Annotated in this window: 21 protein-coding genes and 2 pseudogenes; 17 read left to right on the top strand and 6 right to left on the bottom strand. The window is 38.0% G+C overall.

Annotation, left to right across the window (positions count from 1 at the left end; translation table 11 throughout):
* Nucleotides 1–112: 112 nt before the first annotated feature.
* Together AC27GZ_RS06900 and pabB are read right to left on the bottom strand one after the other, a co-directional pair.
* Nucleotides 113–691 (bottom strand): CoA pyrophosphatase, encoded by a 579-nt coding sequence (locus tag AC27GZ_RS06900; RefSeq protein ID WP_487094170.1) that lies wholly within the window; start codon nucleotides 689–691, stop codon nucleotides 113–115.
* A 3-nt stretch (nucleotides 692–694) separates the two neighbouring features.
* A complete protein-coding gene (pabB, locus tag AC27GZ_RS06905) occupies nucleotides 695–2,140 on the bottom strand; it encodes an aminodeoxychorismate synthase component I (protein ID WP_487094171.1) in 1,446 nt (481 codons plus the stop codon).
* Nucleotides 2,141–2,316: 176 nt separating this feature from the next.
* Between pabB and AC27GZ_RS06910 the strand changes: the two genes are divergently transcribed.
* Nucleotides 2,317–3,846, top strand: a complete 1,530-nt coding sequence (locus AC27GZ_RS06910) for a fumarate hydratase (RefSeq protein ID WP_487094172.1) — start codon at nucleotides 2,317–2,319, stop codon at nucleotides 3,844–3,846.
* Between the two features lie 106 nt (nucleotides 3,847–3,952).
* Here the strand turns inward: AC27GZ_RS06910 and dapD are convergent, their stop codons facing one another.
* The 4 genes from dapD to AC27GZ_RS06930 form a co-directional block, all read right to left on the bottom strand.
* Complete coding sequence (gene dapD / locus AC27GZ_RS06915) at nucleotides 3,953–4,786, bottom strand: 2,3,4,5-tetrahydropyridine-2,6-dicarboxylate N-succinyltransferase (protein WP_487094173.1); 834 nt, start codon at nucleotides 4,784–4,786, stop codon at nucleotides 3,953–3,955.
* Between the two features lie 29 nt (nucleotides 4,787–4,815).
* The gene (gene glnD / locus AC27GZ_RS06920; protein ID WP_487094174.1) at nucleotides 4,816–7,452 is read right to left on the bottom strand and encodes a [protein-PII] uridylyltransferase; all 2,637 of its coding nucleotides are present in this window, start codon (nucleotides 7,450–7,452) and stop codon (nucleotides 4,816–4,818) included.
* 98 nt (nucleotides 7,453–7,550) lie between these two features.
* On the bottom strand, nucleotides 7,551–8,339 hold the full coding sequence (gene map / locus AC27GZ_RS06925; RefSeq protein ID WP_487094175.1) for a type I methionyl aminopeptidase: 789 nt from the start codon (nucleotides 8,337–8,339) through the stop codon (nucleotides 7,551–7,553).
* A 10-nt stretch (nucleotides 8,340–8,349) separates the two neighbouring features.
* Entirely contained in the window at nucleotides 8,350–8,991 is a 642-nt protein-coding gene (locus AC27GZ_RS06930) for a DsbA family protein (protein WP_487094176.1), read from the bottom strand.
* 360 nt (nucleotides 8,992–9,351) lie between these two features.
* Between AC27GZ_RS06930 and rpsB the strand changes: the two genes are divergently transcribed.
* The 16 genes and pseudogenes from rpsB (at nucleotide 9,352) to lpxB (ending at nucleotide 24,365) form a co-directional block, all read left to right on the top strand.
* Complete coding sequence (gene rpsB, locus AC27GZ_RS06935; protein WP_487094178.1) at nucleotides 9,352–10,080, top strand: 30S ribosomal protein S2; 729 nt, start codon at nucleotides 9,352–9,354, stop codon at nucleotides 10,078–10,080.
* Nucleotides 10,081–10,241: 161 nt separating this feature from the next.
* Complete coding sequence (gene tsf / locus AC27GZ_RS06940; protein WP_487094179.1) at nucleotides 10,242–11,078, top strand: translation elongation factor Ts; 837 nt, start codon at nucleotides 10,242–10,244, stop codon at nucleotides 11,076–11,078.
* A 302-nt stretch (nucleotides 11,079–11,380) separates the two neighbouring features.
* Nucleotides 11,381–12,106, top strand: a complete 726-nt coding sequence (pyrH, locus tag AC27GZ_RS06945) for a UMP kinase (RefSeq protein ID WP_487094180.1) — start codon at nucleotides 11,381–11,383, stop codon at nucleotides 12,104–12,106.
* A 45-nt stretch (nucleotides 12,107–12,151) separates the two neighbouring features.
* Entirely contained in the window at nucleotides 12,152–12,709 is a 558-nt protein-coding gene (gene frr, locus AC27GZ_RS06950; RefSeq protein ID WP_487094181.1) for a ribosome recycling factor, read from the top strand.
* Between the two features lie 156 nt (nucleotides 12,710–12,865).
* Nucleotides 12,866–13,555 carry a polyprenyl diphosphate synthase gene (uppS, locus tag AC27GZ_RS06955; protein WP_487094536.1) on the top strand — a complete coding sequence of 230 codons (690 nt, stop codon included), beginning with the start codon at nucleotides 12,866–12,868 and terminating at the stop codon, nucleotides 13,553–13,555.
* Nucleotides 13,556–13,672: 117 nt separating this feature from the next.
* Nucleotides 13,673–14,539, top strand: a complete 867-nt coding sequence (locus tag AC27GZ_RS06960; protein ID WP_487094182.1) for a phosphatidate cytidylyltransferase — start codon at nucleotides 13,673–13,675, stop codon at nucleotides 14,537–14,539.
* Between the two features lie 5 nt (nucleotides 14,540–14,544).
* Nucleotides 14,545–15,810 (top strand): 1-deoxy-D-xylulose-5-phosphate reductoisomerase, encoded by a 1,266-nt coding sequence (ispC, locus tag AC27GZ_RS06965; RefSeq protein WP_487094183.1) that lies wholly within the window; start codon nucleotides 14,545–14,547, stop codon nucleotides 15,808–15,810.
* A gap of 17 nt (nucleotides 15,811–15,827) precedes the next feature.
* Nucleotides 15,828–17,189 (top strand): sigma E protease regulator RseP, encoded by a 1,362-nt coding sequence (gene rseP, locus AC27GZ_RS06970; RefSeq protein WP_487094537.1) that lies wholly within the window; start codon nucleotides 15,828–15,830, stop codon nucleotides 17,187–17,189.
* Between the two features lie 38 nt (nucleotides 17,190–17,227).
* A pseudogene (locus AC27GZ_RS06975) lies at nucleotides 17,228–17,392 on the top strand (zinc metallopeptidase RseP); the annotation flags it as partial.
* A gap of 38 nt (nucleotides 17,393–17,430) precedes the next feature.
* Nucleotides 17,431–17,570, top strand: a pseudogene (locus AC27GZ_RS06980) (zinc metallopeptidase RseP); the annotation flags it as partial.
* 132 nt (nucleotides 17,571–17,702) lie between these two features.
* Nucleotides 17,703–20,177: an outer membrane protein assembly factor BamA gene (gene bamA / locus AC27GZ_RS06985; RefSeq protein ID WP_487094184.1), complete on the top strand. Its 2,475-nt coding sequence runs from the start codon at nucleotides 17,703–17,705 to the stop codon at nucleotides 20,175–20,177.
* 62 nt (nucleotides 20,178–20,239) lie between these two features.
* On the top strand, nucleotides 20,240–20,758 hold the full coding sequence (locus AC27GZ_RS06990; RefSeq protein WP_487094185.1) for an OmpH/Skp family outer membrane protein: 519 nt from the start codon (nucleotides 20,240–20,242) through the stop codon (nucleotides 20,756–20,758).
* A 9-nt stretch (nucleotides 20,759–20,767) separates the two neighbouring features.
* Complete coding sequence (gene lpxD, locus AC27GZ_RS06995; RefSeq protein ID WP_487094186.1) at nucleotides 20,768–21,814, top strand: UDP-3-O-(3-hydroxymyristoyl)glucosamine N-acyltransferase; 1,047 nt, start codon at nucleotides 20,768–20,770, stop codon at nucleotides 21,812–21,814.
* 105 nt (nucleotides 21,815–21,919) lie between these two features.
* Nucleotides 21,920–22,372 (top strand): 3-hydroxyacyl-ACP dehydratase FabZ, encoded by a 453-nt coding sequence (gene fabZ / locus AC27GZ_RS07000; RefSeq protein WP_487094187.1) that lies wholly within the window; start codon nucleotides 21,920–21,922, stop codon nucleotides 22,370–22,372.
* A gap of 32 nt (nucleotides 22,373–22,404) precedes the next feature.
* Nucleotides 22,405–23,175, top strand: coding sequence for an acyl-ACP--UDP-N-acetylglucosamine O-acyltransferase (gene lpxA / locus AC27GZ_RS07005; RefSeq protein WP_487094188.1), 771 nt, complete (start codon nucleotides 22,405–22,407; stop codon nucleotides 23,173–23,175).
* A 5-nt stretch (nucleotides 23,176–23,180) separates the two neighbouring features.
* On the top strand, nucleotides 23,181–24,365 hold the full coding sequence (gene lpxB / locus AC27GZ_RS07010; RefSeq protein WP_487094189.1) for a lipid-A-disaccharide synthase: 1,185 nt from the start codon (nucleotides 23,181–23,183) through the stop codon (nucleotides 24,363–24,365).
* Nucleotides 24,366–24,367: the final 2 nt, after the last annotated feature.

Below are 24,367 nucleotides of genomic sequence, written 5' to 3' on the forward strand. Positions count from 1 at the left end.
CTTGTATTGTCGTTAATATGGTAATGATAGCTAAAAGTTATCATTATTGAAAACAAATATTAGAACAAAATCTTTGAAACCGGTAATAAAAGTGGCTAGATTTCGGTACAGCTTATTTTATCTGCTCAACTAAATCTTTGAGAATAGCGGCAGTTGCACCCCATATATTGTAGTGCTTATAAGGGAAGAAATGGATGTTATGTTCCCGGCCATGACGAAGCGCGGTAATGCAGTGATGATTTTTTGTTTGTAAAAAGTGCTGTAATGGCACGTGAAATATTTCAGCCACTTCATTGTCATCTAATTGATAGTCTTGCTGAGGGTCAATAAGTGCAACGATAGGGGTTATTTGATAGCCACTTATCACTTGATAAAGAGGAAGTTGCCCTATGACTGAAACAGTACTTGGGGCTACACCTATTTCTTCATAGGTTTCCCTTAGCGCAGTGTCAATCATATTAGTGTCGTTAGGCTCTACTTTTCCACCTGGAAAACTGATTTGTGAAGGGTGATGTTTTAAATGGCTGGAACGTTTTGTTAATAATACTTGTAAGCCTGAATTACTTGTTGGATTGTCAATAAGGCCAATAAGCACCGCGGCGGATTTAAGGGTTGAGTGATGTTGATAGTTATGACTTGATTGCGGCAATCGCTGTAAATGAAACCGATGTAAAAAGTCATTTTTATTCATGTATCACTCACTTTTATATTTAGTGAAATTACTTAATACCGGTAAAATACGTTTCACTTTATCAAGTGTTTCTTGGTATTCATTATGCGCTGTTGAGTCGGCAACCAAACCACCTCCAGCCCAACAAAATAGTTTATTAACTTGTGGTGAACTCGTTGATTGCTCAGCTATTAGCGTGCGGATGGTAATACTTGTGTCCATAGTGCTACAACTTGAAATATAACCAATACTGCCACAATAAACACTTCGCCTGTGAGGTTCAAGTTGTTCAATGATCTCCATAGCACGAATTTTAGGTGCTCCGGTTATTGAGCCGCCAGGGAAAGCCGCTCGGAGTAAATCATGAGGGGTTTTACTCTCTGATAATTGTCCTTCAACCGTACTGACTAAATGGTGCACGGCAGGGAAGCTTTCTATATCAAATAACTCAGGTACATCGACAGAATTTGGTATACACACTTTGGAAATATCATTGCGAAGTAAATCAACGATCATGACGTTTTCTGCGCGATCTTTGCTTGAGTTTTTAAGGATAACAGCATTTTGTTTATCTTGGCTTTCATCTTCGCTTCTAGGCATAGTGCCTTTAATTGGCTTACTTTGAACTTTACCTTGTTGGCATTGTAAAAATCGTTCAGGAGAAACACTTAACACGGCTGAGTGTTCAAAACGCATAAAAGCTGAAAAAGGAGCATTATTTTCTTTACGAAGTGTGCAATAAGCTTGAAATTCATCCCCTTGATAATGAGCTGAAAATCGTTGAGCTAAATTGATTTGATAACAGTCTCCATTTAGCAAAAACTCTTGTACCTGATCAAACTTTTGTTGGTAGCTGTTTTTATCCATATTACTTTGCCAAGGTGTGGTTAAAGCAAAGTCTATTGTGTGATGCTTCGTCAGTGTCGTATCACTGATTAGTGCGTGCAGGTAGCTTTCAATGGCTGAGCGCTTTGCTTCGGGACACACTAAAAAATATTGCTGCTTTTTATGATCAAAAATAATGGCTTGGCTATAAATACCTACAGACATATCAGGCATTTTAATATCATGCTCTGCCTGTGTTGGCAGCGTTTCAAAACGTCGTCCAAGATCGTAAGCAAAATAGCCTAATGCCCCACCTAAAAAAGGGAGTCCTTCTTGTGAGGGGGAATGCTGATTTAACGTTTTATGTTGAATTTCTTCAAGTAACAATAATGGGTCTGTTTCACTGAGATAAGATTCATTTGAGTGACGCGTATGAACGTTGGTTTTTTCACCATAAGTACATAGTGTGACTTCTGGTTGCCACACTAAAATATCAAAACAAGCATCGATATGATTACTGTGCCCTGAATCTAACCATATTGACCAGGGTTCACCTGATAAAGGCGTAAATAATCCTTCGGGTGTGACTTCTTTTGTCAAAATTAATGGCTTGATGGATAAAGTAAGTGGAAAAGGTGAAGACAAGGTGTTGTTTCTCAGATATTTCGACTATTGGCTACTAGCAGCTATTTCAATAGCAGGTTATTATATTAGGAGAGATTATATACCCAAGTGGATATAAAATGCAGCTTTCAGTTGTGCTGATGTTGGTATTTTATGTTCATTGGGTGATTCCACTTTGAACGAAAGCTGAGAGCAACATGTCCGATAAAATTATCAAGCAACAAGACTTAATAGATAGCATTGAAGATGCACTACAATATATTTCTTATTATCACCCGTTAGATTTTATTCAAGCATTGGAAAAAGCTTATCACAAAGAGCAAAGTACAGCGGCTAAAGATGCCATTGCTCAAATTCTAATTAATTCACGTATGTCAGCCACAGGCAAACGCCCAATATGTCAAGATACCGGCATTGTTACCTGCTTTGTGAAAGTAGGTATGGCGGTTAAGTGGGACAAAACAGACATGACAGTACAAGAAATGGTTGATGAAGGTACACGTCGTGCCTATATGAACCCTGAAAACCCTTTACGCGCGTCTATTGTTGCAGATCCTGCTGGTACACGTAAAAACACTAAGGATAATACGCCATCCGTTGTACATATTGATATGGTTGCTGGGGATGAAATTGAAGTGATGATTGCCGCTAAAGGCGGTGGTAGTGAAAACAAAACCAAAATGGTGATGTTAAATCCATCTGACTCAGTAGCTGACTGGGTTGTGAAAACATTACCATCTATGGGGGCAGGTTGGTGTCCACCAGGCATGTTAGGCATAGGCATAGGCGGTACCGCTGAAAAAGCTGGTGTATTAGCTAAAGAAAGCTTGATGGAGCCAGTAGATATTCAAGAATTAATGGATAGAGGCCCTGAAAATGCTGAGGAAGAGTTACGTTTAGAAATTTTTGAACGTGTGAATAAATTAGGTATTGGCGCGCAAGGGCTTGGTGGTTTAACGACTGTTGTTGATGTAAAAATTAACACTGTACCTACACACGCGGCTTCTAAGCCAGTTGTTATGATCCCTAACTGTGCTGCTACTCGCCATGTACACTTTCATCTTGATGGCTCAGGGCCAGCAGATTTAACACCACCTAAGTTAGAAGAGTGGCCAGATATTACTTGGGAAGTAGGTGAGAATGTTCGCCGCGTTAATGTTGACGGTTTAACTAAAGCGGATGTTGCCGAATGGAAAACAGGCGAAACAGTATTACTTAGCGGTACTATTTTAACAGGCCGTGATGCAGCGCATAAACGTATACAAGATATGTTAAATGCGGGTGAAGAGCTGCCAGTTGATTTTACCGATAAATTTATTTATTACGTAGGGCCGGTAGATGCTGTTGGTGATGAAGCGGTAGGCCCAGCAGGCCCTACCACTGCAACGCGTATGGATAAATTCTCAGAAATGATGTTATCAAAAACTGGCTTGTTAGGCTCTATTGGTAAGTCAGAGCGTGGCGCTGCTACAGTTGAAAATATTAAAGAGCATAAGTCGGTATACTTAATGGCTGTTGGTGGAGCAGCTTACCTTGTTTCTAAAGCAATTAAAAAAGCCCGTGTGGTAGCGTTTGAAGAGTTAGGTATGGAAGCTATTTATGAGTTTGAAGTAGAAGATATGCCTGTAACGGTTGCTGTTGATAGCTCAGGTGAGTCTGCTCATGTTGCAGGCCCTGCAATTTGGAAAGCTAAAATTGAAGAGCTTGATGATAAATTAAAAGCATAAGTAAAAAGCTTAACTGTCATCATTGCAGTTAATGCTACGGCAACTTAAATTAAAAAGCGGTAAGTTTATATAAACTTACCGCTTTTTTCTTGAGTCGTTTAAATGATTATTCAGCTAAACGTAATAACTCATTAATACCTGTTTTTGCACGTGTTTTAGCATCGACTTTTTTAACAATAATCGCAGCATATAAACTGTATTTTCCACATTTAGATGGCAAGTTGCCCGGTACAACAACAGAGCCAGCAGGTACTCTACCGTAGTGTGTTTCACCCGTTTCACGATCATAAATACGGGTACTTTGACCGATATAAACACCCATAGAAATAACTGAGCCTTCTTCGACCACAACACCTTCGACAATTTCAGAACGTGCACCAATAAAACAATCATCTTCGATAATTGTAGGGCCAGCTTGTAATGGCTCTAAAACACCACCAATACCAACACCGCCAGATAAGTGTACATTTTTACCAATTTGTGCACATGAGCCAACCGTAGCCCAGCCATCAACCATACAACCTTCATCGACAAAAGCGCCAATATTGACAAAGCTTGGCATGACCACAACATTTTTACCTATAAAGCTACCTGTACGAACAGAAGCACCCGGTACAACACGAACGCCATCAGCCTCAAACATAGCTTGAGTATAACCATCGTATTTCATCGGAACTTTATCAAAGAAAGTACTTTCAGCACCATCAATCACTTGGTTGTCCCAAATGCGAAATGATAATAATACTGCTTTTTTCAACCATTGATGAACATGCCATTGACCATCAATTTTTTCTGCTACACGCGCTGAACCATCATTTAAGGCAGCAAGTGCATCTAAAATAGCTGTTTTGATTTCCGCTGACACGGTTGATGGGCTGATGTTCGCTCTATCTTCAAATGCTTGTTCAATTGTCGTTGATAATGCCTTTAAGTCGGTCATTGTGATTTCCTATATGTATAAAATAAAAGTTAATCTATTTCTTGGGTTAATTTTTCAGCCAGTCGTTGTTTTTCTTCTTCATTAAGCGCCTGATTATCACTGGTTGAAATGGTGAAAACGTCATCCGCTTTTTCACCAAAAGTAGTGATTTTTGCTGAATGGATATTAATTTGTAATTGCTGGAATACTTGCGCGATATTCCCTAATAATCCCGGTCTATCAAGTGCGATTATTTCAATCATGGTTTTACTTTTGGCACTGATCTTAATAAAGCTAACCTGAATTGGGAATGTGAATTGTTTAACTTCTCTGCGTGCAGGTTGAAGTGGCACATCACAATAATTATCTTGCTTTAATTTATGGGTTAACGCATTGGCAATTTCTTCGGTGTGATAACTTTCTTTTATCGCCTTGCCGCGTGAGTCTAAAACAATGAATGTGTTGACGGTATAACCTGTTTTAGTGGTGATAATTTTAGCGTCATGAATTGAAAGCTTTTTAATGCTGAGTAATTCAACGGTACTGGCAAACGTATTGGCTTTTTCTTTGGTAAAAACGAAAACTTCGGTACCGCCTCGATATGGCTTAGGACTGATAATAACCAGTGGCTCGTTTCTATCGTGACCAATAATACGTTGACAATGTCGGGCAATTTGCTCAGGTGAATAACGTAGGAAGTAATCCACTCTAAACTCTTTCCACAAAGACGTAAGCTGGTGTTCATTAATCTCTGAGTTATCTAGTCTAGCTAAGGCTTGCTGCTGGTTTTCCCTAATTTGAGAACGTGTTTCCACAGGTTTCGATAAACCACGACGAAATGCTCTAAGGGTATTAAAGTATAAATCTTGTAATAAATTACTTTTCCAACTATTCCATAAACTTTCATTGGTAGCTCGCATGTCGGCAACCGTTAAACAGTATAAGTAGTCTAGGTGGGCTTCATCACGCACAACCTCACCAAAGGCTCTAATAACATTTTCATCATTAATATCTCTTCGCTGAGCTGTTACCGACATTAATAAATGTGTTTTAACTAACCATGACACCATTTTACTATCATGTTTATTCATTTGGTGTGACTGACAAAACTCATAGGCATCAATGGCGCCAAGCTCTGCATGGTCACCACCTCTGCCTTTAGCTATATCATGAAATATACCGGCTAAATAGAGCACCTCAGGCTTACGAATTTTTTGTACTATTTTGCTACATAAAGGGAATTTATGATTGTGCTCTTTTTGGCTAAATTGATAGAGATTTTTTACAACACGAAAGCTATGCTCGTCGACCGAATAAGCGTGAAATAAATCAAACTGCATTTGACCAACAATGTTTCGCCATGACGGCAGGTATGAGCCAATAATACCGTGTCTGTGCATTAAATTAAAAGCTAACCCTAAACCGCGAGGGTGCCTGATAATTTGCATGAAAATTTGTCGACACTCTGCATAATCAAGTAAACCAGATATCAATCGGCGACGGGCGTTACGCATTAAGCGTAAAGTATGAGAATGAATACCTTTTATTTCTGGCTCTTGAGCAATAATTAAAAACATTTCTAACATTTTTGACGAGCGAAGAAAAATTCTATCGTCAGTTGTGTTAATCAGCTTATTGACTACTTCAAAATCTTGATTGATGGTTTTACTCTTATACTGCTCAGGATCTTGAATGATTTCTTGTTTAAAGCGTTGTAATAAAATGGTATTTAATTCGCTGACACGGGCAATGATACGAAAGAAACGTTTCATCATACGCTCAACAGGAGCTTTACCTTCATCACCAAAGCCCATCATTTTGGCAACATCCGTTTGGTAATCAAACAACAAACGGTTTTCACTACGCTTAGCAACGAAGTGCAGTGCAAAGCGCATACGCCATAGGTAGTCTTGAGATTCTATCAGCTCAGCTAATTCATTAGGGAATAGGTATTGATGTTCAACCAACTCCTCTAAAGAGTCAGCTAAAAAGTGGCGTTTTGCCACCCAAGCAATCGTTTGAATATCACGCAAACCTCCAGGGCTAGCTTTTAGATTAGGCTCAAGGGTATATGCCGCGCCATGGTATTGTTGATGACGCTTTTTTTGTTCATTGTATTTAGCAATAAAAAACTTCTCTGATGTCCAAAAAACATCTTCGTTTAATAAAGGCATTAATTGCTGAGTTAAGGTTTCGTTGCCTGTGATCTGTCGCATTTCCATCAGGTTTGTAGCAACAGTGACATCATCAACAGCTTGCTTTAAGCACTCTCTTATACTGCGAACACTATGACCAACATCGAGTTTTATATCCCAAAGTTGTGTGACAAAAGTTGATATTCTTTCAGCTAACTCTTCATCAATATCGGTTTGGGTTAATAACAAAATATCAACATCTGAATAGGGGTGTAATTCACCACGACCATAGCCACCTACAGCAAGTAAACTGATTTGAAATTCGTCTAGGTGGTGTTGACTCCATAGCTTAGTCAGTATGGCATCGACAAAATCCGCGCGAGCAATTAACAGATTCTCGACATTATTTTCTGCAAATGCTGCCTTTAACCAATCATTAAACTTGAGAGATAATTGGCATATTTCTTTACTTGATAAAGTTTCAGCTGATATAGCTAAAGAATCAGTAAAATAAGCTGGAATAGTATGATTTGCTATATTTGTAGTAGTCAATGGTTTACCTATTTCTCATTATTATTGTACCTACACTCTAGTTATGAGTTGTAGGTTAGCTGTAATCATTTTGTGATGAAAAGTTTAGCTAAGAAACACTAGTTATGCAGTATTCTACTAATCGTTTCTTCTTTTCGAAGTGTAAGTATTTCACAGCCAGTTTTGGTAACCACAATAGTATGTTCCCATTGGGCAGAGTTTTTACCATCGCTAGTGTAAACAGTCCACTTATCGTCTTGATCTAATATGGTTGTCGCTTTACCTAAGTTGATCATTGGCTCAATAGTAAAACACATGCCTTCTTGCATTTTTTCGCCAGCTTTGTTTTTGTAATGAACAATTTGTGGTGATTCATGAAACTCTTTACCAATACCATGGCCACAGTAATCTCTTACGATTGAGTAACGACCTTTACTCTTAATGAATTTTTGAATGGCAGTACCTATGTCACCAAAATCAGCACCAGGTTTTACTTTTTTCAAGCCAACGTATAAAGACTCTTGCGCTAAACGACATAGTCGGATGTCTTCTGGTGAAACTTCACCTATATGAAACATTTTACTTGTATCACCATGATAACCATCTTTGATTACCGTAATATCAATATTGATAATATCTCCATCTTTTAACACGGTATCATCAGGTATACCGTGACAAACGACATGGTTTACTGAAGTACAGATAGACTTAGGGAAATTATGATAATTAAGTGGTGCTGAAATTGCTTCTTGAACTTTTTCGGTATAATCAGCACATAGGGTATTTAGTTCATCAGTAGTGATGCCAGCTTTAACATGCGGCTCGATCATTTCAAGTACTTCACTGGCAAGCCTGCCAGCAACACGCATTTTTTCTATTTCTTCTTGGCTTTTAATTGGTATGGCCATAACGTTCTCTTTATAAGTTATGTTTTGTTAATTCAATTTTTACTGCTTCAACAATCGCTTCAGGTTGAGTTAAATAAAAATTATGATTAAGTAAAATAAGTTCATCATCAATGGCGAGTAATAATGCAGGAATTGCTTGAGTTGCAATGATGTCTTGTAGTGCAAACACTTCCTGCACTAATTCTTGTGTGTCTTTGGTTAGTTTGTCAGTTTTGCATGCTTTGGCTGGAGGTGACAGTTTTAATTTATTGATGATATCTGCTAAGTCAGCTTGGGTAGATAAAGCATTACCGTGAACAAAGTGAGCTTCTTGTAGGGCACTTAATAATGGTAAAGCTAAATAAGGCGTTTTTAAATGCGCCCAAGTCATCAAATTTGCCGCTAATGTTGAATCTCGGTTTTGCTCGAGTGTTTGAATATATTGAGGCGAAAACTTGATATCAGCCAGTTGCTCAACTTCGATGATTTCTTGCTTACTGATATGGGTATCTGCTTCATTTAATGATGAAAAAAATGCGGTATGCCATAAATGCAGCTCTATTTCAGGGTAAGCTTGATTAATTTCTTTGATTAATGGCGTTGCAGCAAAACTCCATGGACAGTGGCTATCATAAAGAAAAAATAGCTGAACTGATGATAATGGTGTAGTCATTATTTACCTAAAATTGTTAAGTATAAGTTGGTTTACTTTTGATTGTGAGGGATTTTACCGTGATAAAAGAAATTATCCCAGTGAATTATTTGTCTGGTTAAAATTATCTTTTTATGGTATAAAGTGCGCGCTAAAATTTTAGTGGCTATTTATGGTTTTTAAGATGCCATAAAGCGCCTTGGTTTTAGCAACCATTAAATCGATTAGTTTATGCATAAGCAAAGCTAGTTATATTATAAACTCACATACATCTATATAAGGTATGCCGGGGTGCCCAGCTAAGTAACCATGTGGTTATATGAGCAATAAGGGTCGTGCATATTGGGTGTATGAACGCTTAACCCCATAAAGGAAAATACAATGTCAAACGTTTCAATGCGCGATATGCTTAAAGCAGGTGTTCATTTCGGTCACAAAACTCGTTACTGGAATCCAAAAATGAAGCCATTCATTTTCGGTGCTCGTGATAAAGTTCATATCATCAACCTTGAACAAACAGTTCCTATGTTTAATGAAGCATTAGCTTTCATTAACAATGTTTCTTCTAAGAAAGGTAAAGTTTTATTTGTTGGTACTAAGCGTGCTGCAAGTGATGCTATCAAAGAAGCTGCACTTAAATCTGATCAATTCTTCGTAAACCACCGTTGGTTAGGTGGTATGTTGACTAACTGGAAAACAGTTCGTCAATCAATCAGACGTTTAAAAGATCTTGAAGTACAAAGCACAGATGGTACTTTCGAAGCTTTAACTAAGAAAGAAGCATTAATGCGTACTCGTGAAATGGAAAAGCTAGATAAAAGCTTAGGTGGTATTAAGAACATGGGTGGTTTACCTGATGCTATCTTTATCATCGATGCCGATCACGAACACATTGCTATTAAAGAAGCAAACAACCTTGGTATCCCAGTAATTTCTGTTGTTGATACTAACTCTAACCCAGATAACATTGATTACATCGTTCCTGGTAACGATGATGCAATCCGTGCGATCACTTTATACTGTGACGCAGTTGCAAATGCTGTTATTTCTGGTCGTGAGCAAAACATCGTTGTTCAAGCTGAAAAAGACGGTTTTGTTGAAGCTGAGTAATTTTCTTTAGAGAAAATAATTGAGCAAAACATTTCGTTGACTCATAAAAGTAATAATCGTGTGTTATTACTTTTATGACACCTAATTTACTATTTATTCCCACTTTATATGATACTTATTAATTGTAGAGTGGGGATAACTGAAAACTGAGGAATTAACTCATGGCAATTACTGCTGCAATGGTTAAAGAACTTCGTGAACGCACAGCTGCGGGCATGATGGATTGTAAAAAAGCGTTACAAGAAGCTGACGGTGATATGGATCTTGCGATTGAAAATATGCGTAAGAACGGTCAAGCTAAAGCTGCTAAAAAAGCAGGTAACATCGCTGCTGAAGGTCAAATCATCATTAAAGATGGCGCTTTAGTAGAAGTTAACTGTCAAACTGACTTCGTTGCAAAAGATGATAACTTCTTAGCATTTGCTAACAAAGTTGCTGACGCTGCAGCTGCTGAACAGCTTTCTATCGAAGACTTACAAGCTAAGTTTGAAGAAGAGCGTATTGCACTTGTGACTAAAATTGGTGAAAACATCAATGTTCGTCGTGTAGCTTATGTTGAAGGTACTACTTTAGCTTCATACAAGCACGGCGCTACTATCGGTGTTGTTGTTGCTGGTGAAGGTGATGTTGAATCACTTAAGCACATTGCAATGCACGTTGCTGCAAGTAAGCCTGATTACTTAACGCCAGATGACGTACCAGCTGATGTTGTAGCTAATGAAAAGCGCATTCAAATTGAAATGGCAATGAATGAAGGTAAGCCTGAAGAAATCGCTGAGAAAATGGTTACTGGCCGTATGAAGAAATTCACAGGCGAAGTATCTTTAACAGGTCAAGCTTTTATCATGGAACCTAAAAAGTCTGTTGGTGAAGTATTAAAAGAAAAAGGCATCACTATTTCTTCATTTGTTCGCTTAGAAGTAGGCGAAGGCATCGAGAAGAAAGAAGAAGATTTTGCTGCAGAAGTTGAAGCACAAATTGCTGCTGCTAAAGCTTAATTCTTCTTATTTGAACAACTAACATCGTTACGTTTGTTTTTTACTTAGGAACATATTTTCAAATGCATCCAAGAAAAAAGATTTGAACGCCTTGTTATTTGCTCAATTAGATTGAATTACACAAAAACGTCTACCTCGGTAGGCGTTTTTTTATGCATTTTTTAAGGTGTACACCATAAATTTGATAATAAAGTCGAGTTTTTTCAGTTAACACTTTCGTGACTGGGTTAAACGTACTAAAATATCCGCGGTCATTTTGACCCTAATCTTTTTTTAGCGAGCCAAAATAGGAATTTCCGTCTATGAGTATCAGTCCAAAACCAACATATCGTCGCATTCTTCTTAAATTAAGTGGTGAGGCTCTCATGGGAGAGGAAGGCTTTGGCATTGACCCCAAAATACTTGATCGCATGGCGCAAGAAATCAAAGAACTTGTTGAAATGGATATTCAAGTGGGCCTTGTGATTGGCGGCGGTAATCTGTTTCGTGGAGCAGGTCTTGCAGAAGCTGGCATGAACCGTGTTGTTGGCGACCAAATGGGCATGCTTGCTACCGTAATGAATGGCTTAGCGATGCGTGACGCACTACACAGAGCTTTTGTAAATACTCGTTTAATGTCTGCAATCGATTTAGCAGGTGTATGTGAGCGCTACAATTGGTCAAATGCAATTAGTTTGCTAAAGTCAGGCCGTGTTGTTATTTTTTCAGCTGGCACAGGAAACCCTTTTTTCACCACAGACTCTGCTGCATGTTTACGCGGTATTGAGATTGAAGCAGATGCCGTTTTAAAAGCGACCAAAGTTGACGGTATCTTCTCTGAAGATCCAATGAAAAACCCAGATGCTGAACTTTATAATGAATTAACGTTTGACGAAGTATTAGATAAAGAATTAAAGGTAATGGATTTAGCAGCATTTACATTAGCGCGTGATCATAATATGCCGATTCGAGTGTTTAATATGAATAAACCTGGCGCGCTTAAGTCTGTCATTATGGGTGAGCCTGAAGGTACAGTGATAACAAAATAAATTGAAGTTTTTAAATTTAATTAATTATTTTTAGGATATATCAACGTGATAAATGAAATTAAACAAGATGCGCAAGAGCGTATGGCTAAAAGCATTGAGTCTTTAAAAGGTAATCTAAATAAAGTTAGAACAGGGCGTGCTCATGCCTCTTTATTAGACAACATTAATGTTGACTACTACGGCATGGAAACACCACTCAACCAAGTGGGTAATATCTCTGTTCCTGATGCCCGTAATTTGTCTATTACTGTGTTTGATAAAGGGATGATCGCTGCGGTAGAAAAAGCCATCATGAAATCAGACTTAGGTTTAAACCCACAGTCTAATGGCACATTAATTCGCATTCCATTACCACCATTAACAGAAGAGCGTCGTAAAGACCTTGTTAAAGTAGTTCGTGGTGAAGCTGAAGGCGGTAAAATTGCTATTCGAAATATTCGTCGTGATGCTAACTCAGACATAAAAACTCTGCAAAAAGAGAAAGAAATTAGCGAAGATGAACAGCATCAAGCGGAAGATGAGATTCAAAAAATCACTGATACTTATGTAAAACAAGTTGATGAGTTATTAGTGAAAAAAGAAGCAGAGTTAATGGAAATTTAATTATTTCCGTTTAAGCGCCAGTTTAGGTTTTAAATCTGCTGGCGTTTTTGTATTCATAGATTTGAGAAAAATTTGAGAGAAAAAGGCAATTTAGTGACCACTAGCACAACACCTGACGGTGAGCATTTAAATATTCCTAAGCATATTGCTGTTATCATGGATGGTAATGGTCGTTGGGCGCAGGCACAAGGTAAAACGCGAGTGACTGGCCATAAAGCGGGTGTTGAGTCAGTACGTGCTGTCGTTAGGGGGGCACGTAAAGCGGGAGTTGAAGCATTAACACTATTTGCTTTTAGTAGTGAAAACTGGCAACGTCCTGAAAAAGAAGTTAGCGTATTGATGGATTTGTTTATGTATGTGCTTACAAAAGAAGTAAAGCGTTTACATAAAAATAATATCCGTTTTCAAGTGATTGGCGATTTAAGTCGTTTTTCTGAAAAGTTACAGAAAAATATACGTAAATCAGAGCAGTTAACCGCGAATAATGACGGTTTAGTATTATCTGTTGCGGCAAACTATGGTGGACGTTGGGATATTGCCAATGCAGCTAAAAACCTTGCCTTACAACTGAAAAATGATCAAATATCGGCTGATGATATCAATGAAGATGCTTTACATGAGCACACATGTTTGGCCAATTTACCGCCATTAGATTTATTGATCCGAACTGGTGGTGATTTCCGTATCAGTAACTTTTTATTATGGCAAGCAGCATATGCTGAGTTTTATTTTACTGAAGTGTTATGGCCAGATTTTAATGAGCTTGAGTTTGAGCAAGCTATAACTACCTTTGATCAACGAGAAAGGCGCTTTGGTAAAACAGGTGAACAAGTGACTAAACAGTAGTCTATTAACACTTAAATTATAAATATAATAATAAGGTGAGCTTAATAAGCGAGCAATAACAATTAACTAGAACGTAAATTTGCAGTTTATTATTTACCATTAAATAAAGGAAACAGTTTGCTAAAACAACGAATTATTACCGCAGTAATCTTAGCGCCCGCAGCAATCTCAGCAATTTTTTATTTGCCCTTAAACTATTTTGCTGTCTTGCTAATGGCAATAGTTGCTATTGGTGCATGGGAATGGGGTCCCTTAATGGGATTTGAAACGAGTACTAGACGCAGCGTATTTGTTATTGTCACAAGTGTTTTAATCACACTGGTGTGGTTGATGTTACCTCTCGATAGTATCTGGCTCTCAGCGACACAATTACAACCTTATGCAATTTACTTACTTATATTGTCTGTTATTTGGTGGATTATTTCAGCCATATTAATGTTTGCCTACCCTCGATATAGCACCTTCTGGTCAAGTCATCGCTCTATTCGAGGCATATTCGGTTGGTTAACATTAGTGCCTACGTGGCTGGCATTTGTGGTAATACGTAGTAATAACTACGGTGAAGATGCCTATCACGGTGCACAATTACTCATGTTTTTATTTTTAATGGTTTGGAGTGCCGATATAGGGGCGTATTTTGTTGGTAAGTCATTGGGTAAGCATAAGCTTATGCCGAATGTCAGCCCAGGGAAAACCATTGAAGGCTTTCTTGGTGGCGTTGTTTGCGCTTGTTTGTTAATTCTCCTTGCAGCTTATCAACTTAACTGGAGTAGCTCGCAAATAGTTATTGTATTACTGGTGACCGTATTAATTACCACAGTTTCTGTGTTGGGTGACTTAAACGAAAGTATGTTTAAGCGCCAAGCAGGTGTAAAAGATAGCGGCTCTATTTTACCTGGGCATGGCGGTATACTTGATAGAATTGATAGCTTAACGGCAACAGCACCTATATTTGCGCTTTGCTATGTTTTATTTGGTTGGTAGACACAGTGTTAAAAAATAATGTCTCATCCAATGTTGCTAAGCGACAATTATGTATTTTAGGCTCAACAGGATCTATTGGTGAGAATACCCTTGATGTTGTGCGTTTACACCCCGAAAAATATGATGTTATCAGTTTAGCTGCTCATGCTAGTGTAGATAAAATACTTCAGCAATGTATTGAGTTTAAACCGCAAGCGGTTGTACTTGTTTCGTCTACTCACGCTCAAGAGTTAAAAACACAATTAGCACGCGCTAACCTTGATGATATTGTTGTTAACTCAGGTACTGAGGCGTTAGCTGAGTTAGCTAAATCTCCTCGTGTTGATACTGTTATGGCTGCGATTGTTGGAGCGGCGGGTTTAATGCCAACCCTAGCAGCCGTAGAGGCTGGAAAGCGTGTATTACTGGCTAATAAAGAAGCCTTAGTAACTTCGGGGAAAATCTTCATTGATGCAATGAAAAAGTCTAAAGCACAATTGTTGCCTATAGACAGTGAGCATAATGCTATTTTTCAAAGCTTGCCTTGGCAAGAGCAACAACGTGTCGGTGAATGTCAGCTTGCTGATAATGGTATTAGTAAAATACTATTAACAGGCTCAGGTGGCCCACTTATCAGTTGGCAGCAAGATAAACTTGAAGAAGTAACACCAGAGCAAGCATGTGCTCACCCTAACTGGTCAATGGGCAGAAAAATTTCAGTTGATTCAGCAACCATGATGAATAAGGGGCTTGAGTTTATAGAAGCTAAGTGGTTGTTTAATGTTGAAGCTGATGACATTCAAGTAATCTTACATCCGCAAAGTACAATTCACTCAATGGTGCAATATCAAGATGGCTCAGTCATCGCACAAATGGGCAATCCTGATATGCGCACACCTATTGCACATGCATTAGCTTATCCAGAGCGCATAAAGTCAGGAGTTGCTCCTTTAGACTTTTTTACAACGGCATCTTTTGATTTCCAAGCTGTTGATTTTAAAAAGTACCCGAATTTAAAGCTGGCGATTGATGCTTGTAAAATGGGGCAGGGAGCGTGTACAGCGCTTAATGCTGCAAATGAAATTGCTGTTGCTGCATTTTTAGACAAACGCATTAAATTTACCGATATTTATAAAATAAATGAAACTTCTGTGAAAAAATTTGTCTCAGAACAGGTAAGTAATATTAATGAGGTTATTTCCTTAGATAATCGTGCCCGTGAGTTTTCACGCTCAATAGTAGCTAACTTCACTAACGAAAATGGCATAGTTGATACTGAGGAACAAGAGTAGTTATGTTTGATTTTGCGTTGTTTGAGTTTGTAAGAAATATAGCTTCATTTGTTATTGCGTTGGGTATATTAGTAACTGTTCATGAATACGGTCACTTTTGGGTTGCAAGAAAAAATGGCATAAAAGTAGAGCGTTTTTCAGTAGGCTTCGGTAAGCCTTTATGGAGAAAAACGGCTGCTGATGGTACTGAGTATGTTGTCGCTATGATCCCTTTAGGCGGCTACGTAAAAATGCTTGATGAACGTGTTGATGATGTTGCAGAGCAAGATAAAGATAAAACGTTTAATAGTAAATCTGTGTATCAACGTATCGCGGTAGTTGCCGCAGGACCTTTTGCTAATTTTATTTTTGCGATTTTTGCTTTCTACCTTATGTTTTTAATTGGTGTGCCGAGTATTAAGCCTGTTATTGGTGTTATAACCGCAGACTCTATTGCCGCACAAGCAAAAATACCAAGTAACGTTGAAATTATTGAAATTGCAGGAAATAGAGTCCGTGATTGGCAAGATGTTAATTTAGCCTTAGTTGGGGAAATTGGCAGCGATGAAATTGTTTTTAAGACTAAAACTAATGATAGTCAGTTTATTTCTACTCATCTATTAGATACAACAGCATGGCAATTTTCACCAGAGAAAACTTCAGCGTTAACGAGTTTAGGGATTACGCCATTTCGTCCTCAAGTACATAATGAAATAGCACAAGTATCGCCAGATAGTCCTGCAGAAAATGCAGGCTTGCAAGTAGGGGATACGTTGATTGCAATAAATGAAAAAGAACTTGCACCAGGCTGGTTAGACTTCTCCAAGGAGATCAAAAACTACCCAGATAGGGAAGTCACATTAACTATTGAGCGCGCAGGCAATACTAAAACACTTTATGTCACGCCAAAAGGTGTTGATCGTAATGGTACGCTTGTTGGTTACCTAGGTGTAACACCTAAAGCAGATGAGTGGCCAAGTGATTATCAAATAGAATTATCTTATGGGCTATTTTCAGCCTTAGAAGAAAGTATCATTCGTACATGGAATTTAGTTACTTTGAGCTTTGATATGATCGGTAAACTAATAACGGGTGATGTCTCAGTTAAAAACTTAAGTGGTCCTATTGCAATAGCTCAAGGAGCGGGTGATAGTGCGGGCTATGGTTTTGTATACTTTTTAGGCTTTTTAGCCCTGATTAGTATTAATTTAGGAATAATTAACCTTTTACCGTTGCCAGTACTTGATGGCGGGCACTTACTCTATTATCTTATAGAGCTTTTAACTGGAAAGCCCGTTCCAGAAAATATTCAAGAGGCTGGTTTTAAGTTTGGAGCATTAGCGTTATTAGCGTTAATGAGTATTGCACTGTTTAATGATTTTAGTCGGGTATTAGGATAAAAGAGAGTAATTAACCTTTTATGTTTTAACCAAGTGAACCAGTACTTGATGACGGGCACTTACTCTATTATCTTATAGAGCTTTTAACTGGAAAGCCCGTTCCAGAAAATATTCAAGAGGCTGGTTTTAAGTTTGGAGCATTAGCGTTATTAGCGTTAATGAGTATTGCACTGTTTAATGATTTTAGTCGGGTATTAGGATAAAAGAGAGTAATTAACCTTTTACGTTTTAACCAAGTGAACCAGTACTTGATGACGGGCACTTACTCTATTATCTTATAGAGCTTTTAACAGGAAAGCCGGTTTTAAGTTTGGGGCATTAGCGTTATTAGTATTAATGAGTATCGCACTGTTTAATGATTTTAGTCGGGTATTAGGATAAAAGTGGGTGATTAACCTTTTTCTTTTTAAACAAGTAAACCAGCACTTGATGGCGGGCACTGGAATGCCCCGATAGCAATACAGATTGCACATTAAAATTTATAGTAATAAAGAAGTAACAAAGTAAATATTTATGATAATTAAAAAATTAGCCTTTGCCTTATTTTTAGGTGCTTTAGGTACAACAGCACAAGCAGCTGAAGAGTTTCAGGTTGAAGATATCGAAGTAAAGGGTTTACAGCGAGTTGCTTTAGGTGCGGCATTAACACATATTCCATTTAATGTCGGCGACCAGTTAAATCAATTTAGAATTTCACAATCAATAAAAGCCTTATATAAATCAGGACACTTTAATGATATTCGTGTTTATCGTGATGGTAACCGCGTTATTTACCGTGTTCGAGAACGCGAAACTATTAGTGAAATCACTTTTGATGGTAATAGTGATTTAAAAGATGAACAACTCACAGAAAGTTTAGATGGTAGTAATATTCGTGTTGGTGAAACGCTTGATCGTACTGTTATTGCAAATATAGAAATGGGTTTGGAAGATTTTTACCATAGTGTCGGTAAATATAATGCCAATGTCACTACTAAAATTACTCACTTGCCACGCAACAGGGTAAACCTTGAGTTTGTTTTTACTGAAGGTGATGCAGCTGAAATTAAACAAATTAACCTTGTTGGTAATGAAGTTTTCACTGATGCTCAAGTGCTTGAAAAAATTGAATTAACTTATGACTCGCCATGGTGGGATTTTATGGCTTCTGATAGGTATCAGAAGCAAACACTTCAAGGCGATATGGAAACAATCAACAGCTATTATTTAGATCGTGGTTATTTACGTTTTAAGGTTGATTCCACACAAGTATCAATGACGCCAGATAAGCAATCTGTTTATATAGCCTTAAATGTCACTGAAGGTGAAACTTATACTATTTCTGAAGTCGACTTTATTGGCGATATGGCGGGTTTTGAAAAGACTATTCGCGCGATTAACCCGTTAAGAGCTGAAAATTTATATAATGGTGCAGAGGTTACTTATACCGAAGAAGTTATCAGTAAATTTCTAGGTCGTTTTGGTTATGCTTACCCGAAAGTGACCACTATCCCTGATATCAATGATGAAGATAATACGGTTAAGCTTTCTATCTCGATTGATCCAGGTAAGCGTATTTATGTAAATAAAGTAAACTTTAGCGGTAATAGCGTTACGGCTGATCGTGTATTACGCCGCGAGCTTAGACAAATGGAAGGCGCTTGGTTATCAAATAGCCTAGTTGAACACTCAAAGGCGCGTTTATCTCGTTTGCCTTACATGGAAACCGTTGAGTTTGAAACTAATCAAATTGCGGGTGAGGAAGACTTAGTTGATGTGGACTTCACCGTCAAAGAACAAGCTTCTGGTTCATTTACTGCAGGTGTTGGTTACGGTGATTCTACTAAATTAAGTTTAAATGCCGGTATACAACAAAATAACTTTTTAGGTACAGGTAATCGTTTAGGCCTTAATCTTAATACCAATACTTACTCAAAAAGTGCGAGTATTTCATATACCGACCCTTACTTCACGGTTGATGCTGTATCCCTTGGCGGACAAATATTTTATCAAGCATTTGATGCAGGTAGTGCTAACTTAGTTGAGTATAACAACAAAACGTATGGTGTAGGCCTTAACTGGGGCTTTCCTATCAATGAATATGTACGCGTTGGTTTTGGTGTAGGCTTTAAAAATAATGAAATCACCTCATTAGAAACTTATGAGCAAATTCAAACTTTTTATGATTTACACTCTGATCCTAATAACCCTGATGCGCCATTAGCGTTTAAAAACTATGATGTGAGCGCGAGTCTTTCACGTTCAACGTTAAACCGTGGTACTTTCCCGTCAGCAGGCTCTCAACAAAGTTTAACCTTTAAAATGACGACGCCAAATACATCTGATGTGCAATACTTCAAAATTAACTTAGATACTAAGTTTTACTTCCCATTAACGAGGAATCAGCGCTGGACAGTATTAACTCGATTACAAATGGGTTATGGTAATGGTTACGGTCAAGTGAATGGGCATGATCAGTTATTGCCATTTTGGGAAAATTTCCGTGCAGGTGGCTCTGATACCTTACGTGGTTTTGAAAATAACACCGTTGGTCCTCGCGCCGTGTATCGTTACCCAACAGAAATTGGTGGTACGCCTAACCCAACAGGTGGAATTGCATGTTGTTTAGGACCAGATCACGATTATATTCAAGTATCTCCACGATCAGTTGGTGGTAATGCTATTGCTGTCGGTGGTGTTGAACTGATAGTACCTACGCCATTTTTAGATGAGAGTTATAGCAACAGCGTTAGAACTAGCTTCTTTGTTGATGTGGGTAATGTTTGGGATACAGAATTTAATATTGCTGATTATCAAGATTTAGCACCTGAAGAACTAGCCAAATTAGATGATTATTCTGATATAGGGCGTTATCGTGCCTCTGGTGGTATGTCAATACAATGGTTATCACCAATGGGACCAATGATATTTAACTTTGCTAAAACCATTAAAGAAGAAGAAGACGACGACACGGCTTTCTTCAGCTTTAATATTGGTAGCACTTTTTAACTTAATAGCTTACTAGTTTTTTGGTAGGATAAACGAATTAATAGAACGAAGAGGAACTAAAATTGAAAAAACTTATTAAATCTATGGCATTAACTGCTGCAGCATCATCATTATTATTAGCAAGCAGTGCAATGGCTTTTGAGCAAAAAATTGCCGTAGTGAATGTGCAAGAAGCAATCAATCAAATTCCTCAATCAGCAGCATTAATGCAAAGTTTAGAAGCTGAGTTTAAAGATGAAAAAGCTGTTATTGAGCAATTACAAAAAGATTTAACGTTTGAAGATGAAAACTTAAAGCGTAATGGCTCTGTTATGAACGATAAACAGAAGCAAGAATTACAAGGTAAAATTGCTAAGTTATACCAAGATTACCAAATAAAAGTTAAAGAGTTTCAACAAAAAATTGCACAACGCAAAAATGAAGAAACCAACAAACTTTTTGCTTTAGTTACACAAGCTGTTGATAATATTGCTGCTAAAGATGATTATGATCTTGTACTTTCAAAGCAAGCGGTAATTTTCTCAAAGCCTGAACACAACATCACTTCAAAAGTTGTTGAGCAAGTTAGTAAGCTTAAGTAATTGATAGCAATGTCTTGTTTTACTTTAGCTGAGCTTGCACAAAAAATAGGTGCTGAACTAGTTGTTGATAATAATTCAGCTAGTTCAGAAAATACTGAAATTACCAGTTTAGCAACACTTGCTAACGCGAAATCAGGGCAAGTGGCCTTTTTGGCTAATAGTAAATATGCGAGTCAATTAGCTAATACACAAGCCAGTGCGGTTATTATATCCCCTGAAGCACTGGCAGATTGCCAAACTTCTGCTTTAGTAATGGATAACCCGTATATGGGGTATGCCTTACTCGCTAACCTACTTGATACAACACCTAACGTAGCAGAGGGGATTCACCCGAGTGCTGTTATTCATCCCGATGCCTCACTGAGTAATAATGTAAGTATTGGTGCAAATACTGTTATTGAATCGGGTGTGAAGCTGGCTGATAACGTCAGTATTGGTGCTGGTTGCTTTATAGGTAAAAATGTAAGTATTGGTAGTGATACTCAACTGTGGAGTAATATCAGTATTTATCATGAAGTGAGGATAGGTCAGCGCTGCTTGATCCAAGCTAATACGGTCATTGGTTCAGATGGTTTTGGCTATGCACCTGTCAATGAACAGTATAAATGGCATAAAATACCTCAACTAGGTAGTGTTATTATTGGTGACCAAGTTGAGATAGGAGCTAGTACTACTATTGATAGAGGTGCCTTAGAAGATACCATTATTAAAGATGGCGTGATCCTCGATAATCAAATTCAAATAGCACACAATGTTATTGTTGGTGAAAATACAGCAATGGCTGCTTGTAGTGTTATAGCAGGTAGTACAATTATTGGTAAAAATTGTACTATTGCAGGGCTTGTTGGTATTAATGGGCACATTACCGTTGCTGATAACTGTGTATTTACCGGTATGTCAATGGTGACTAAAAATATTACTCAGCCTGGCGTATACTCATCTGGTATGCCAGTTGAGACTAATAGTAAATGGCATAAAACCAATGCGAGAGTCAAACGACTTGATAGCCTTGCTAAGCGAGTGAAAGAGCTCGAAAAACTTCTTGAAAATAAGTAGCTGTATTCTTGCTTATTCGTTAAAATAATAATAAAAATATAATAACGCAAATCTCTAGTACTTTTCTATACATATAGAAGTACAGCCAATGAAAGGAAAAATCATTTGGACACTATTAAAAAACCAATTTCTTTGAATGAAATTAAAGATCTTATTCCTCACCGATATCCTATGTTACTTGTTGACAAAGTTGTTGACCATGAGCCTGGTAAAACCTTACATGCCATAAAAAATGTTACTATCAATGAGCCTATTTTTACAGGTCATTTCCCAGAGGTGGCTATTTTTCCAGGGGTTTTAATATTAGAAGCATTAGCGCAAGCAACAGGTATTTTGGGTTTTAAAAGCACTGAAGGCCGTGATGAAAAAGAAATGTATTTATTTGCCTCTATTGATAAAGCACGCTTTAAGCAACCTGTTTTACCGGGTGACACAATGCACCTTCATGTTGAATTTATTAAAGAGCGCCGCGGTATGTGGAAGTTCTATGGTGAAGCAAAAGTTGATGGCAAGGTTGTTTGTTCAGCCGATTTAATGTGTGCCCGCCGAGCAATGTAGGGCTTTTGCCTAAAACTTAACAAGGTAAATGTATGATTCATCCTCAAGCGATTATAGAGCCCGGTGCTGTTATAGGTAACAATGTTACTATCGGGCCATGGACTTATGTATCTAGCGATGTAGTCATCGGTGATGACTGTGAGATTAGCTCACATGTTGTTATTAATGGCCCTACAAAAATAGGTCGAGGAAATAGAATTTTTCAATTTGCCAGCATAGGTGAAGACTGCCAAGATTTAAAATATGCTGGCGAAGCTACTGAGTTGGTTATTGGTGATAACAATACTTTTAGGGAGTGTTGCACTATTCATCGAGGAACCATTCAGGATAATAGTCTGACTCAAATTGGTAGCAATAATTTATTTATGGCTTATACCCATGTTGCGCATGATTGTATGGTAGGCAATCACTGTATTATGGCGAACAATGCATCGATAGCCGGCCATGTTCATGTTGGAGATCATGTCATCATTGGCGGCATGTCAGGTGTTCACCAATTTTGTCATATTGGCTCACATTGTTTTATCGCAGCCAACGCCCTAGTGCTTAAAGATGTTCCTGCATACGTGATGGCATCGGGACATCCAGCGAAACCTTTTGGTTTAAACAGTGAAGGTTTGAAGCGACGTGGCTTTGCCAGTGAAAATATCATGGCAATTAAGCGTGCTTATAAAAACGTTTATCGTAAAAAACTTTCTGTTGAAGAAGCATTATCTGCTATTGAAGCTCAAGGTGATTCTTCAAAAGAGCTAAAGGTATTCACTGATTCTGTTAAAAATTCAACTCGCGGTATTATTCGTTAACTTTAATGGAAGCTAAACCGTCATTACCATCACAGTCTACACAGCCAGTATTCGCCATTGTCGTTGGTGAACACTCAGGTGATACCTTAGGTGCAGGTTTAATCTCAGCACTTCAAAAAACATACCCTAATGCTAAGTTTATTGGCATTGGTGGCGCTAAAATGCAAAAACTTGGCTTTGAAAGTTTATTTGCAATGGAAGAGCTGGCCGTTATGGGGCTTGTTGAAGTACTAGGGCGCCTTAGACGCTTACTTCATGTCAGAAAGTCACTTGTTGATTATTTTGCTGAAAATAAACCCGATGTTTTTATAGGTATTGATGCGCCAGATTTTAATATTGGTTTAGAGCTACGTTTAAAAAAATATAATATTAAAACGGTTCACTATGTCAGCCCTTCGGTTTGGGCTTGGCGTGAAAAGCGTATATTTAAAATAGCGAAAGCGACTAATATGGTGCTATCTCTTTTGCCTTTTGAAAAAGCTTTTTATGATAAGCATCAGGTCCCTTGCACTTTTGTTGGCCACCCATTGGCTGATGATATTCCCATGCAAAGTGATAAATCACAAGCCAGAGCAAAACTTAAGCTACCTTCAGCAGCAAAAGTATTAGCGTTAATGCCAGGTAGTCGTGGCGGTGAGCTTTCGCGTTTATTAGCGCCGTTTTTTAAAAGTGCCAGAGAATTACAGCAAGAAGATGAACAATTAATTTTGGTTGCTCCTATGATCAGTCAAAAACGTGCTGATCAATTTACTGCTCTAAAAGCAGAATTGGCCCCGGATCTAAACATTGAGCTTATTATAGAGCAAACACAAACGGTGATGGCTGCAAGTGATTGCTTGTTAACTGCCTCAGGCACAGTAACTTTAGAAGCAGCATTGATTAAAAGACCTATGGTGATTTGTTATAAATTCAGCCCATTTACCTACTTATTAGCTAAAGGTTTAGTTAAGTTGAAATGGTTTTCTCTGCCTAACTTGCTTATGGATAGAGAGTTAGTACCTGAACTCTTGCAAGATGCTGTTTGTCCTGAAAATATTGTTCCTCTAGTGAAAGAGCGACTTTACCAAGATCAAAGTCAACTAAACGAGGCTTATGAAAGTATTCATCAGCAGCTAAAGTGTGACGCTAGTGCACAATCTGCAAAAGCAGTACTGGCTTTATTACCAACTCATTTCACTCATAACGCTTAACT

The sequence above is a fragment of the Colwellia sp. SU-HH00943 genome (assembly GCF_057546125.1).